Below are 13,168 nucleotides of genomic sequence, written 5' to 3'. Positions count from 1 at the left end.
GGTTCCAAGCCACAACCCTATCTCAAATCACGAAACGCGCCACCATGGCATTTAAATCCACGGCCAGGCGCGACAGTTCGTGCGTCGCGGCGCTGGTCTGGTTGGCACCGGCGGCAGACTGGGTGGCCAGGTCGCGAATGTTCACCAGGTTGCGATCGACCTCGCGGGACACCTGGGCCTGTTCTTCGGACGCGCTGGCGATCACCAGGTTGCGCTCGTTGATCAATTGGATCGACTGAGTGATCTGCTCCAACGCCACACCAGCGGCGCGGGCCATTTCCAGGGTGCTTTGGGTGCGTTGATTGCTTTGTTGCATTGAGGAGACCGCTTGGCCGGTGCCGTTCTGGATGCCGGCGACCATTTTTTCGATTTCCTGGGTCGATTGCGCGGTGCGATGGGCCAGCGCCCGGACCTCGTCGGCCACTACCGCAAAACCGCGTCCGGCTTCACCGGCACGGGCGGCTTCGATGGCGGCGTTCAGTGCGAGCAGGTTGGTTTGCTCGGCGATGGCGCGGATCACGTCCAGCACCTTGCCGATGTCGCGCCCCTGAGCGGCCAGGCCTTCGATCATCACCGAAGTGTTTTGCACATCGTGGGTCATGGTCTGGATCGCGCCGACAGTTTCCACCACACGGTCGCGACCTTCGCGGGCGGCCTGGGTCGACTGGTTCGAGGCTTCGGATGTCGACACTGCGTTGCGTGCCACTTCTTCCACGGCGGCGGTCATTTCGTTGACCGCGGTGGCGGCCTGTTCAATCTCGTTGGTCTGCTGTTGCAGACCGCGGGACGCTTCCTGGGTGACCGTGCTGAGTTCTTCAGCAGCGGCCCCCAGTTGGGTGGCGGAACCGGCGATCTGTTCGATGGTTTTGCGCAGGCTGGCCTGCATCGCGGACAAGGCACCGAGCAAGCGGGCCGGTTCGTCAGTGCCGTCGACCTCGATGACGTTAGTCAGGTTGCCGCCGGCAATGGTTTGCGCCGCCAGCAACGCACGGTTCAGCGGTGTGACGATGCTGCGGGTCAGCAACCAGGCCAGCAGCACGGTCATCAGCGCCGCGATGACCGCCACGGCGATGATGCCGGTAATGGCGCTGCGGTACTGCTCGCCCGCTGTGGCCGATGCGGTTTTCGCATCGGAACTATTCAGCGCCACCAGTTTGTTCAACTGCTCGCCCATCTGGTCCGTACCTTCCTTGATCCGGGTGTTGATCAGCGTGCGCATCTCATCGAGCTTGTTCTGTCGCGACAGCTCCAGCATCTGGTTCTGGGCTTGCATGTAGCTGTCCAGCGTGGCCGTGAACGTCTTGTACAGCGCAGCTTCTTCCGGTGAGGCCGACAACGCGGCATAACTCGATTGTGCGCTGCGAACCTTGTCGACCAGCACGCCGATACGCGTCTGGGCTTCCTGCAACGCGGCTGGATCACGATTGACCAACACCCGGAACGAGAGAATGCGCATGCGCAGGACGTTTTCCGTCAGGTTGCCGAGAAACCCGACGCTGGGCAGCTGCGTGGTTTCCATGTCGATGGAGGCTTGGTGGATGCTCGTCATGCGGTTCACGGCAAACACACCCAGCACAATGACGAGCAAGGCAATGAAGGCAAAACCCAGGAAAGCTCGAGGCGCGATATTCAGATTACGCAATGACATAGGATGATTCTCGGGTGATGGGGCTACGAGCATCCTTGCGTGATCGCTGAAATGGCGGGCGGCGGCGCACGCGCTTTCAGTTTGGCGCCACTGTTGGAATAGGTTTGTGTGGGCCTATTGGCTGTATCGGCGGGGGATGAGGATTTTTGCGGGGCGTTGAGAAATATATTTCAAGTTTGGAACCGCCCCTCACCCTAACCCTCTCCCCAGAGGGTAGAGGGGACTGATCGCGTGGTTCTTCCGGGATTCTGCGACCTGAAAATCCTGAGTCGAACACAGGTTCTGAAAAGTATGGAGATCGGCCCCCTTTCCCCCTCTCCCCCATGGGGCGGTCCGACGTTTCGGGAGGGCTGGGGTGAGGGGTGGATCTAAACTTCAACGCAAGACTCAAGCCTTACGCAAAGCCACTCGCCAAACGCGCGCAACATCACTCGCCCGTTCCCGCAACAACCGCGGTGCCTCGGCACACGCCTGTTCCAGCGTCATCGGTCCACTGGCCAAGGCAAACGCGGCATCGATGCCATGTTCGTACAGCGCCTGATAACCCTCACCCAGTGTTCCGGCGAGGACGATCACCGGCACGCCGTGCTGCCGAGCAATACGCGCCACACCAAACGGCGTCTTGCCACGCAGGGTCTGAGCGTCGAAACGACCTTCACCGGTGATCACCAGGTCGGCGCCTTCGACCGCACCCTCCAGGCCGACCAGTTCGGCGACCACTTCGACCCCGGCCTTGAACTGCGCCCCCAGAAACGCTTTGGCAGCAAACCCCAGGCCGCCTGCCGCACCGCTACCCGGTTCGTCACGTACATCTTTGTTCAGGACCTGAGCGCACCGTTCGGCAAAGTGCCCGAGCGCGCGATCCAGTTGCTGGACTTGCTCGGATGATGCACCTTTTTGCGGGCCGAAAATCGCTGAGGCACCGTGAGGGCCGCACAGTGGATTGTTGACGTCGGCGGCGATGTCGAATTGCACCTCGGCCAAACGCGGATCGATTTCACTCATGTCGATTCGCGCCAGTTGCGCGAGGGCCAAGCCGCCCGGTGACAGTATTTGCCCCTGGGCGTCCAGCAGTTTGACGCCCAAGGCTTGCATCGCACCCGCCCCGCCGTCGTTGGTGGCGCTGCCGCCAATCGCCAGAATGACCCGTTGCGCCCCGGCATCGAGCGCCGCGCGGATCAACTCGCCGGTGCCGAATGTACTGCTGATGCAGGCATCACGCTTGCCCGGCGGAACCAGTTGCAAGCCACTGGCCTCGGCCATTTCGATGATCGCGGTGTGGCTCTGGGGCAGCCAGCCCCAAGCGGCCTCAACCGTTGCGCCGAGCGGCCCACGGACTTGGGTGCGGCGCAGTTCGCCCTCGCACGCCGCCAGAATGGACTCGACGGTCCCCTCCCCGCCGTCCGCCATCGGGCATTTGACCAGGAGCGCATCGGGCCACACCTGCGCCAACCCCAGAGCAATGGCGTCAGCCACACCCTGGGCACTCAGGCTGTCCTTGAACGAATCGGGGGCGATGACGATTTTCATGTGAATTCTCCAGTTCCAATGCGTTCCATGCTGCCAGCAGGCAAGAACAATAACGCCGGTCCGCTGCACAAGCGGTCATGACGATTATTGTTCATTCCCACAAAACCTCCCTCCACACCGTCCGTTGCAGCTGCCTTGTGGTGAGGGGATTTATCCCCGTTCGGCTGCGCAGCAGTCGTAGAACCTGAACGCACGGTCTATTTGATACACCGCGTCGTCTAAATTTACGACTGCTGCGCAGCCGAACGGGGCGGTGCGACGTTTCGCTAAATCCCCTCACCACAACGGCGCTGCTACAGATTGGTGTTCGGTGCGTCGGTTTGTGGGAGTAGCTGGACACCCAGGTAGAGCGCCAGCATCCCGTCGAGTCTTAGCGGATCAACACCACTGAGCTCGGCAATCCGCTCCATCCGGTAACGCAAACTGTTGCGATGGATGCCCAGCGCATCGGCACAGGCCTGGCTCTGACCATCGTGATCGCACCAGCTGCGCAGGGTCGCCAGCAGTTGGCCGTTGCCATCCTTGGCGATGACTTTGCGCAGCGGTTTGAGCAACTCGTCCAGCGCGTCGTCGTTGCGGTGCCGCCAGAGCATCACCGGCAACCGATAACGGTTGAGCGTCAGCAAACGGGAATGCGGCAACACCTCTCGTCCATAGGCCAGCAAATCGCCCACGCGTCGATAGCAACGACGCAACCCGGACAATCCATCCGCCTGCCCGCCAACGGCGATGCGCAGAATGTTCCAGCCGAGGCCGTCGAGTTTTTCCAGCAGCCGGTCATTCTCGATCGCCTGCGCCGCCGGTCGGCACCAGAGCAACGATGACTTGGCCGAACTCACGCACCAACTGTCCGGGTAGCGCGAGGTCAGCCAAGCGCTGAGCGCCTCGACGGTTTGCCCCGGCCCGTGTTCCATCCCTAACTCGAACAGGTACGGCACCCGCGTCATCTGCGGCTTGAGCCCCAGCTGCTGCGCTTCGTCGATCAACCGCGGCGAATCCCCGGCCTCGCTGAGCAGCAATGCCAGCAGATCGTCGCATCGCTGGCGTCGCCATTGCTGTTCAGCCTGCTGATTGCGCTGGCCGACCAGCATCTCGGCGGTCATCCGCACCAGTTCGGCATACGTGCGCAATTGCTCGGGTTCACCGGTGATGCCCAGCACGCCAATCAAGCGCTGATCGAGCAACAACGGCAGGTTGATACCCGGTTGCACGCCTTTCAAATGAATCGCCGTTTGGGCGTCGATCTCCACGACTCGCCCGTTGGCCAGCACCAGTTGCGCACCTTCATGCCGGGTGTTGACCCGCTCCGGCTCGCCGCTGCCAAGAATCAGGCCCTGGCTGTCCATGACGTTGACGTTGTACGGCAGGATGGCCATCGCCCGGTCGACGATGTCCTGGGCCAGGTCGTGATCGAGTTCGAACATAGCGAGGATCCTTGAAAGCGTGATGGAGCGGATTGTTCACCCGCACAGGCCTTGGTTGCAAACCCTGTGCTCAGGCACAAAGACAATGACCCAGACGGTGGCCGAGACTCACCGGGCGGTCAACGTTACCCTTGCATCGCAAAAAATCATAATAAAGAGAGAGCCCGCCATGTCACAGAGCGCCGCCGCTACCCAGGCCATCGTTGACGAAAAAAATGCCGTCTACAAACGCATTACCTTGCGTTTGATCCCCTTCATCTTCATCTGCTACCTGTTCAACTACCTCGACCGGGTGAACGTTGGATTTGCCAAGCTGCAGATGCTCGACGCGCTGAAGTTCAGCGAAACCGTGTACGGCCTCGGGGCCGGGATCTTCTTTATCGGTTACGTGTTGTGCGGCGTCCCCAGCAACCTGGCCCTGACCAAATTCGGCCCGTGCCGCTGGATCGCGCTGATGATGATCGTCTGGGGCTCGCTCTCGACCTGCCTGCTATTCATCACCACCCCGACCGAGTTCTACACCTTGCGCCTGTTCACCGGTGCGGCTGAAGCCGGGTTCTTCCCGGGCGTGGTCCTCTACCTTTCGCAGTGGTTCCCGACCTTCCGCCGTGGGCGCATCATGGCACTGTTCATGTCGGCGATCCCTGTGTCCGGCCTGCTCGGCAGCCCGTTTTCCGGCTGGATTCTCAACCACTTCGGCGCAGGCCAGGCAGGTTTGGCGGGCTGGCAGTGGATGTTCCTGCTGCAAGGCATTCCGACTGTGATCCTCGGCGCCCTCGCCTACTTCCTGCTCAGCGACAGTTACGCCAACGCCAAATGGCTCACGCCGTTCGAGCGCTCGGTGCTGGAAGCCGACCACGCCATCGATCTGGCCAACAAACCGAAAACCACCACCGACTCGCTGCTGGCCGTGTTCAAGAACCCAGCGATCTGGGCCTTCGGTCTGATCTATTTCTGCATCCAGAGCGGCGTCTACGCGATCAACTTCTGGCTACCGTCGATCATCAAGAACCTGGGCTTCAGCGATAACCTGGTGATCGGCTGGCTCAGTGCGATTCCGTACCTGCTGGCGGCGCTGTTCATGTTGATGGTCGGCCGCTCGGCGGACCTGCGCAAAGAACGCCGCTGGCACTTGGTGGTGCCGATGCTGATGGGCGCGGTGGGTTTGCTGATCGCTGTGAACTTTGCGACTACGCCGGCCATTGCCATCCTCGGCCTGACCATCGCCACCATGGGCGCCCTCACCGGCCTGCCGATGTTCTGGCCGGTGCCGACTGCGCTGCTGAGCGCGGGCGCTGCGGCGGGTGGTCTGGCGTTGATCAACTCCATGGGGCAGATGGCCGGGTTCCTCAGCCCCTATCTCGTGGGCTGGGTCAAGGACAGCACCGGGTCGACCGATGCCGCGCTTTACCTGCTGGCGGGCGTGATTGTGTGCGGGAGTTTGCTGGCGTTGCGCATGACCCGTACCCTGCGCGTCTGATCACCGGCAACTGATCGTTCCCACGCTCTGCGTGGGAATGCAGCCCGGGACGCTCTGCGTCCCTTTCCAGAGCTGGAACGCGGAGCGTCCCTTGAGGCATTCCCACGCAGAGCGTGGGAACGATCGGCACCGGGTGTTTGAGATTTGCGTTTGCTCTGGGCAGTCATTCTGGTATTTGATTGAGCCTTTCTCCCACCGGTAAAAGGATTTCGTCATGAGCTATCGCACGCTGGGTCATTCGGGTTTACAGGTTTCCACCCTGACCCTGGGCACCATGATGTTCGGCGAACAGACCAGCACCGAAGATTCCCTGCGGATCATCGACAAGGCCTGGGACCAGGGCATCAATTTCATCGACACCGCAGACGTTTACACCAACGGCCGCTCCGAAGAGATCGTAGGCGAAGCGATTGCCGGCAACCGCCACGAATGGGTGCTGGCGACCAAGGTCGGTTTCGGCCCGGTGGACGGCGTTCCAAACCGCAGCGGTTTGAGCCGCAAGCACCTGTTCAATGGCATCGACGCCAGCCTGACGCGTCTGGGCACTGACTATCTCGACATCTATTACCTGCACCGCGAAGACCACAACACGCCGCTGGAGGTCACGGTGTCAGCCATCGGCGATTTGATCCGCCAGGGCAAGATTCGCTATTGGGGTTTGTCGAACTACCGTGGCTGGCGCATCGCCGAGGTGATTCGTGTGGCCGATCAACTGGGCGTCGACCGGCCGGTGATCAGTCAGCCGCTGTACAACATCGTCAACCGTCAGGCGGAAACCGAGCAGATCACCGCCGCGCAGAACTATGGCCTGGGCGTGGTGCCTTACAGTCCGCTGGCGCGTGGTGTGCTCAGCGGTAAATACGCGCCGGACGTAAAGCCGGATGCCAACAGCCGGGCCGGACGTGCAGACAAACGCATTCTGGAAACCGAATGGCGCGTTGAATCCCTGCGCATTGCTCAGCAGATCCAGCAGTACACCCAGGGTCGCGGCGTGGGCATCGTCGAATTCGCCATCGCCTGGGTGCTGAACAACAGCGCCGTCACCTCGGCCATCGTAGGGCCGCGCACTGAAGAACAATGGGATGCCTACACCAAGGCTCAAGCGGTGAAGATTACGGCTGAGGATGAAGCCTTCATCGATTCGCTGGTGGTGCCTGGGCATGCGTCGACGCCGGGATTTAATGATGTGAGCCACTTTGTATCGGGACGCAAACCGCGTCTGGCTTGAGATTGTTCGCGAGCGAGCATGCTTGATCGTTCCCACGCTCTGCGTGGGAATGCCTCAAGGGACGCTCTGCGTTCCAGCTCTCGAAAGGGACGCAGAGCGTCCCGGGCTGCATTCCCACGCAGAGCGTGGGAACGATCAGGCTCTGTTGATCAATATTCAACTCGAAAACCACGTATCCTCCGCACCCGTTTCACGTTCAACTTCGCGAGGACAGTTTGTCTAAAGGTATCGCTCTATCGGTTTCAGCCTCGGTGCTGTTTGCCGTCATGTATTACTACACGTCGTTGCTCACGCCTTTGAGCGGCGTGGAAATTTTCGGTTGGCGAATGCTGCTGACCCTGCCCTGCATGACCGTGTTCATGGTGGTTTCCGGTGAATGGAAACGCGTCGTCGCCCTGTTTCGACGGCTGGTTGGCCAACCAAAACTGCTTGCCGGCCTGATCGTTTCCGCGACGCTGCTTGGCCTGCAACTTTGGTTGTTCATGTGGGCACCGCTCAATGGCTATAGCCTCGACGTGTCCCTGGGCTACTTCCTGTTGCCGCTGGCCATGGTGCTGACCGGGCGGTTCGCCTATGGCGAGCGACTGTCTTACCTGCAAAAGGTTGCCGTGTTTTTTGCGTCCCTCGGCGTGCTCAACGAGCTGTATCAGGTCGGCGGTTTTTCCTGGGCGACCTTGCTGGTCGTCATCGGTTATCCGCTCTACTTCATCCTGCGCAAACGACTGGCGACCGACAACCTCGGCGGTTTGTGGATGGACATGGCCTTGATGATTCCGTTGGCGTTCTGGTTCGTACAAGGCGGTGAACAGGGTTTCGCTGTATTCGATCAACACCCATGGCTGTCGCTGCTGATCCCGTTGCTCGGCGTCATCAGTGCTTCGGCGCTGGTGGTTTACATCATCGCCAGCCGGTTGTTGCCGTTCAGCCTGTTCGGGTTGTTGAGTTACGTCGAGCCGGTGCTGTTGCTCGGCGTCGCATTGCTGCTGGGGGAAAGCATCAAGCCCGGTGAGTGGCTGACCTACATACCGATCTGGTTGGCGGTGGTTGTTCTGGTGTTCGAAGGGTTCAAACACCTGGTCCGGCATCGACGAAAATCGATGTAGGACCGGCACGAAAAAGCCCGGCCAGCATTGCTGCTGACCGGGCTTTTTTTACACTGAAATGGCTTAGTCGGTGGAGAGCACGCCACGACGAACCTGGTCGCGCTCGATGGATTCGAACAGCGCCTTGAAGTTGCCTTCGCCAAAACCATCGTCGCCTTTACGCTGGATGAATTCGAAGAACACCGGCCCCATCAGGGTTTCCGAGAAGATCTGCAGCAGCAGACGCTTGTCGCCTGACTCGGACGAACCGTCCAGCAGAATGCCGCGCGATTGCAGTTGATCAACCGGCTCACCGTGGTTCGGCAAACGACCTTCGAGCATTTCGTAATAGGTTTCCGGCGGCGCGGTCATGAAACGCATGCCGATGCTTTTCAGGTGATCCCAGGTTTTGATCAGGTCATCGGACAGGAAGGCAACGTGCTGGATGCCCTCGCCGTTGAACTGCATCAGGAACTCTTCGATCTGCCCGGCCCCCTTGGACGATTCTTCGTTCAACGGGATGCGGATCATGCCGTCCGGCGCGGTCATGGCCTTGGAGGTCAGGCCGGTGTATTCGCCCTTGATGTCGAAGTAACGGATCTCGCGGAAGTTGAACAGCTTCTCGTAGAAGTTGGCCCAGTAGGCCATGCGACCGCGGTACACGTTGTGGGTCAGGTGGTCGATGATCTTCAGGCCAGCCCCGACCGGGTTGCGGTCGACACCTTCGATGAACACGAAGTCGATGTCGTAGATCGAACTGCCTTCGCCGAAACGGTCGATCAGGTACAGCGGCGCGCCGCCGATGCCCTTGATCGCGGGCAGGTTCAGTTCCATCGGGCCGGTTTCGATGTGAATCGGCTGGGCGCCCAGTTCCAGGGCCCGGGCAAACGCCTGCTGGGCATTCTTGACGCGGAACGCCATGCCGCACACCGACGGACCGTGCTCGGCCGCGAAGTACGAAGCGACGCTGTGGGGTTCGTTGTTGAGGATCAGGTTGATCTGGCCCTGGCGATACAGGTGCACGTCTTTGGACCGGTGGGTCGCGACCTTGGTGAAGCCCATGATCTTGAAGATCGGCTCCAGCGTGTTCGGGGTCGGCGATGCGAATTCGATGAATTCAAAGCCCATCAGGCCCATTGGGTTTTCGTATAAATCTGCCATGGTTGGCGCCTCATCATTTTCTTGTCAATTAACGGATCGTTAGTTGCTAGCAATGCTGAGACCGGCGGGTGGCGCGCAGGAGATGCCCCGCACGCTGCGGGCGAGGAAGTCACCGTAGATCAATTGAAACCCAAAACTCTTCATTGTCGACCCAAGGCTATTGCGGGCGAGGCTTCTGCTGCCAGAAGACGATTATTCTTATATGCGTAACCCGATTCTACACAGCGTAAATAGGTTTGTCCGCCTTCTGTATCAAATCCCCTTTTTCCCTGCTCGCGCAAGGGGTTTGTTGCACAGGAAAATCCCCACGAGGATCAGCCCTCCTCCCAGACACATCGCCAGGGTCAACTGCTCGCCCAACAGCAGCGCACCGAGGATCACCGCCGTCAACGGGTTCAGAGCGATGAACACGCCTGAACGCGTCGCGCCGATTTTGCGAATGCCGTCGTAATAGCCGATATAGGCCAGCGCTGAACCCAATACGCCCAGATACATCAGGCTCATCCATTGCGTGGGTCCGAGGCTGGCGAGTGCAGCCACACTCAACTCACCGCGAACAGCACTGGTCACCCACAACATCAGCGTGCCCAACAGAATCGAGTACGTCACCGTTTGCACCGGCCCCAGGGTGTGATTCAAATCTTTGGAAAACAGCGAATAAACGCCCCAGCCAAGCACACAGCCGAAGATCAACAGATCGCCGATCCACGCGTCGGCGTTGCCGGCCAACAATTGCGGGTTGCGGCTGACGATCACCAGGCTCGCCCCGGCAATACAGATCGCAATTCCGACAACTTTTGCTCGACTCAAGCGTTCCTTGAACAACAGCCACGACGCCAGCCCGATCACGGCCGGGTTCAACGCCACGATCAATGACGCCCGTGAGGCATTGATGTAGTGCAGCCCATAAAAGAAGCACAGGTTGTAGAAAAAGATCCCAAAGAACCCCAGCAGCGCCAATTGCAGCCATTGCCTGGGGCTGGGCCTTGCAAGGGGCACGCGGGCCAGTAGCAGAAACACCAGCAACGCAACGCTGGCCAGCAAGAATCGCAGGCTGGCGGCAAACAAAGGGCTGAGGCTGTCGGCCAGAAACCGCCCGGCGACAAAGGTGCCGCCCCAGATAATGGTGACGGCGGCCAGTTTCAGATAAACCGGGACATCCGAAGGGCTGGACAGGCTTTGTTCATAGGTCGTCATAGGTTTCCAGAACGAGAAAATCGGGAGAGATGACGTATCATTCGGCTAATACCTTCTCATCGTAAAATGAGTAAACACTCATGACACTGACCCAACTGGAGATATTTTCTCTGGTCGCCGAGCTTCACGGTTTTACCGCGGCAGCCAATCGCTTGGGGATTTCCCAATCCGCGGTCTCTCACGCCCTCAAGTCGCTGGAACAGGAATTGGGCGTCGAGCTGCTGCGCCGGCATCAGTCCCGGGTCGAACTCAGCGACATCGGCCAACAGCTTTTGCTGCGCGCCCGGGCGATGCTGGGCCTGGCCAACACCCTGCGCCAGGAAGCAGCGGATGCTCGCGGGATGAAACGCGGCACGTTGCGCATCGGCTCGTTCGGCCCGACCTCATCGATCAAACTGCTGCCGCTGATCCTGCAGCATTACCGCGTGGCTCACCCGGGCATCGAGGTCCATATAGATGAAGGCCCGGACCGACAGGTGATCCAGTGGCTGGAGGAACGGCGTATCGATGTCGGTTTCGTGGTGTTGCCCGAGGAGCGGTTCGACACCTTTGCGCTGATCGAGGACCAAATGGTCGCGCTGCTGCCCGTCGATCATCCGCTGGCCCGCCGCGACAGCCTTAGCTTGAGCGATTTGTGCAACGACCCCTTTGTCTTGACCGAGGCCGGTTCGTCGGAACTGGTGTCGCGATTGTTCAGCGCTGCGCGGCTGACACCGAACATCCGTTATCGCTGCTCGCAACTACTGAGCACGCTGGACACCGTTGGCCGAGGCGACGCGCTGACGGTCGTCGCCGAAAGCTCATTGCCCGATGATCGCGACAGTCGCTACGTGAAAAAACCGCTGTCGCCAACGGTCACACGCCAGGTGGGTCTGGCAGTGCTCGATCTGCGCCAGTCATCACCCGCGACGCTGGCCTTTATCAAACTGGCAGAGCGACTGAACGACCGTTGAGCGGCGCACGCGCCGAGGGCCAACTATCATGGCCTCTACCTGAACTCTTTTTGGAAGGCGTCCGGTGCGGCCAATTATCTGATCGCCCGCGGCGTGAACTTCTTGCAAGGTTTTCTGTTCGGCCGGCCAATGCCCGGCGCGGACTTCATTAACGCATTAAGTCACCATTAACTAGCGGCGCTCAGAGACGCGACAAGGAAATCGCGCACCAATTTGAATCAAAAGACTACTGTTGTTACATGAAGAAAAAGACAGGATTTACTCTTGGCCAATTAACTACTACAATTTTTCATGCCTGCACTAGATTGGCAGGTGAGCCATTATCACCGGGTCGCTTCAAGGCTCTTGGCTTATAGCTTTGTTTGCGGTTGGTATCAGCCAAACACACTATTGGAGTAAAGATATTGTCCAGACTCGCTGAATTTCGTGCAGCTGAAAAGGCCCTTCAAGAGCAGCTCAAGCAGCTGGAAACCCTGAAGAATGATGCCGGGCTCAAGAAAGAAATCGAATTCGAAGAAAAGCTCCAGGGGCTGATGAAAACCTACGGCAAGAGCTTGCGCGACATCATCGCCATTCTCGATCCGAACCCGGCCAAATCCGGTCTGCAACAGGCAACACCTAAAACCCGCCGCGCTCGCGTGGTCAAGGTTTATCAGAATCCGCACACCGGTGAACTGATTGAAACCAAGGGTGGTAACCACCGCGGCCTGAAAGCCTGGAAGGAACAATACGGTGCCGCTACCGTTGATTCCTGGCTGCGCGGCTAAGCACTCGCGGTGACCAAAAAGCCCTGCCAATGCAGGGCTTTTTCATGGACGCCTTCTAAATGCAACGATTGGCGTCGATCAACTCGCTACTTGCTGAGTAACTTTGTGCTTAATCCGTTTGGGTATCTAAAAATTTCAGAATGCGCTGAAACCGGCAGCCATTGAAATCTTTAACTAAAGTTTCAAGCTGTTACGGGCTGTCTCTATTTCATCCTGACTTGCCTTATAAACCTCTGCCTGCCCCGCGTAGGAAAGAACATAGGCCTTATCGCCATCCACGGCGGCAACCAATGTTTGAGAGAGCACATGCCTTCCGTTCTGCGTGATCGTGCAGGTAGTTTCCAGCGCTGATAAGCGGCTCAAGGTCGTCGGGTGAATCTTGTTGCAGACACTTTGATAGCCGCCTTGAAAGAAGTCCTTCTGCACCGACTTGCGCATCTCCAGCAACACGCCTTGCAGATTTACCTGATGACCGCTTTCCACCTGAGTCATGGTCAACTCCATCACCATCACCGGCGTGCCGCCCTGATCGTTTTTCACCGCGCGCTGGCGGGATACCTGGGCGTTGGCGTGATCTTGCGGGACAGCTTCGACCTCCCAGCCGTTGGGCCAGGTCATGATTGGCTCGTCTGCGTGAGCGCTGTTAACACCTGCAAGCACACAGATCAGGACGAACATCGATTTACAAAAACGCATCA

11 protein-coding genes and 1 pseudogene are annotated in these 13,168 nt (G+C 59.3%); 5 read left to right on the top strand and 7 right to left on the bottom strand.

Annotated features, from left to right (window positions below):
* Nucleotides 1-22 precede the first annotated feature (22 nt).
* The 4 genes and pseudogenes from IB252_RS30560 to IB252_RS09745 all read right to left on the bottom strand — a co-directional run bounded on the left by IB252_RS30560 (nucleotide 23) and on the right by IB252_RS09745 (nucleotide 4,602).
* Nucleotides 23-886, bottom strand: coding sequence for a methyl-accepting chemotaxis protein (locus IB252_RS30560; RefSeq protein WP_371922171.1), 864 nt, complete (start codon nucleotides 884-886; stop codon nucleotides 23-25).
* A pseudogene (locus tag IB252_RS30555) lies at nucleotides 881-1,648 on the bottom strand (MCP four helix bundle domain-containing protein); the annotation flags it as partial. The gene IB252_RS30560 and the pseudogene IB252_RS30555, both read right to left, overlap by 6 nt.
* A 387-nt stretch (nucleotides 1,649-2,035) precedes the next feature.
* Nucleotides 2,036-3,178, bottom strand: a complete 1,143-nt coding sequence (locus IB252_RS09750; protein WP_192408338.1) for a glycerate kinase — start codon at nucleotides 3,176-3,178, stop codon at nucleotides 2,036-2,038.
* Between the two features lie 293 nt (nucleotides 3,179-3,471).
* On the bottom strand, nucleotides 3,472-4,602 hold the full coding sequence (locus IB252_RS09745; protein WP_111450103.1) for a sugar diacid recognition domain-containing protein: 1,131 nt from the start codon (nucleotides 4,600-4,602) through the stop codon (nucleotides 3,472-3,474).
* A 169-nt stretch (nucleotides 4,603-4,771) separates the two neighbouring features.
* Between IB252_RS09745 and IB252_RS09740 the strand changes: the two genes are divergently transcribed.
* From IB252_RS09740 to rarD, 3 genes are all read left to right on the top strand, one after another.
* The gene (locus IB252_RS09740; RefSeq protein ID WP_192408337.1) at nucleotides 4,772-6,082 is read left to right on the top strand and encodes an MFS transporter; all 1,311 of its coding nucleotides are present in this window, start codon (nucleotides 4,772-4,774) and stop codon (nucleotides 6,080-6,082) included.
* A 214-nt stretch (nucleotides 6,083-6,296) separates the two neighbouring features.
* Entirely contained in the window at nucleotides 6,297-7,310 is a 1,014-nt protein-coding gene (locus IB252_RS09735; RefSeq protein WP_111450105.1) for an aldo/keto reductase, read from the top strand.
* A gap of 215 nt (nucleotides 7,311-7,525) precedes the next feature.
* Nucleotides 7,526-8,413 (top strand): EamA family transporter RarD, encoded by an 888-nt coding sequence (gene rarD, locus IB252_RS09730; protein ID WP_111450106.1) that lies wholly within the window; start codon nucleotides 7,526-7,528, stop codon nucleotides 8,411-8,413.
* Nucleotides 8,414-8,476: 63 nt separating this feature from the next.
* Here rarD and hppD read toward each other — a convergent pair whose 3' ends face one another.
* Complete coding sequence (gene hppD / locus IB252_RS09725; RefSeq protein WP_111450107.1) at nucleotides 8,477-9,553, bottom strand: 4-hydroxyphenylpyruvate dioxygenase; 1,077 nt, start codon at nucleotides 9,551-9,553, stop codon at nucleotides 8,477-8,479.
* Nucleotides 9,554-9,805: 252 nt separating this feature from the next.
* Nucleotides 9,806-10,750: a DMT family transporter gene (locus IB252_RS09720; RefSeq protein ID WP_192408336.1), complete on the bottom strand. Its 945-nt coding sequence runs from the start codon at nucleotides 10,748-10,750 to the stop codon at nucleotides 9,806-9,808.
* Nucleotides 10,751-10,830: 80 nt separating this feature from the next.
* Here IB252_RS09720 and IB252_RS09715 point away from each other — a divergent pair, with 80 nt between their 5' ends.
* Together IB252_RS09715 and IB252_RS09710 are read left to right on the top strand one after the other, a co-directional pair.
* Nucleotides 10,831-11,703 carry a LysR family transcriptional regulator gene (locus tag IB252_RS09715; RefSeq protein WP_192408335.1) on the top strand — a complete coding sequence of 291 codons (873 nt, stop codon included), beginning with the start codon at nucleotides 10,831-10,833 and terminating at the stop codon, nucleotides 11,701-11,703.
* Nucleotides 11,704-12,107: 404 nt separating this feature from the next.
* Nucleotides 12,108-12,470, top strand: coding sequence for a histone-like nucleoid-structuring protein, MvaT/MvaU family (locus IB252_RS09710; protein WP_008155126.1), 363 nt, complete (start codon nucleotides 12,108-12,110; stop codon nucleotides 12,468-12,470).
* Nucleotides 12,471-12,644: 174 nt separating this feature from the next.
* Here the strand turns inward: IB252_RS09710 and IB252_RS09705 are convergent, their stop codons facing one another.
* Entirely contained in the window at nucleotides 12,645-13,148 is a 504-nt protein-coding gene (locus IB252_RS09705) for a DUF4946 domain-containing protein (RefSeq protein ID WP_371922172.1), read from the bottom strand.
* Between the last annotated feature and the right edge of the window lie 20 nt (nucleotides 13,149-13,168).

The organism is Pseudomonas sp. PDM10, from assembly GCF_014852295.1.
Lineage (GTDB): Bacteria > Pseudomonadota > Gammaproteobacteria > Pseudomonadales > Pseudomonadaceae > Aquipseudomonas.
The sequence above is the reverse complement of the archived record's forward strand: the minus strand, read 5'-3'. Positions and strand labels throughout refer to the sequence as shown.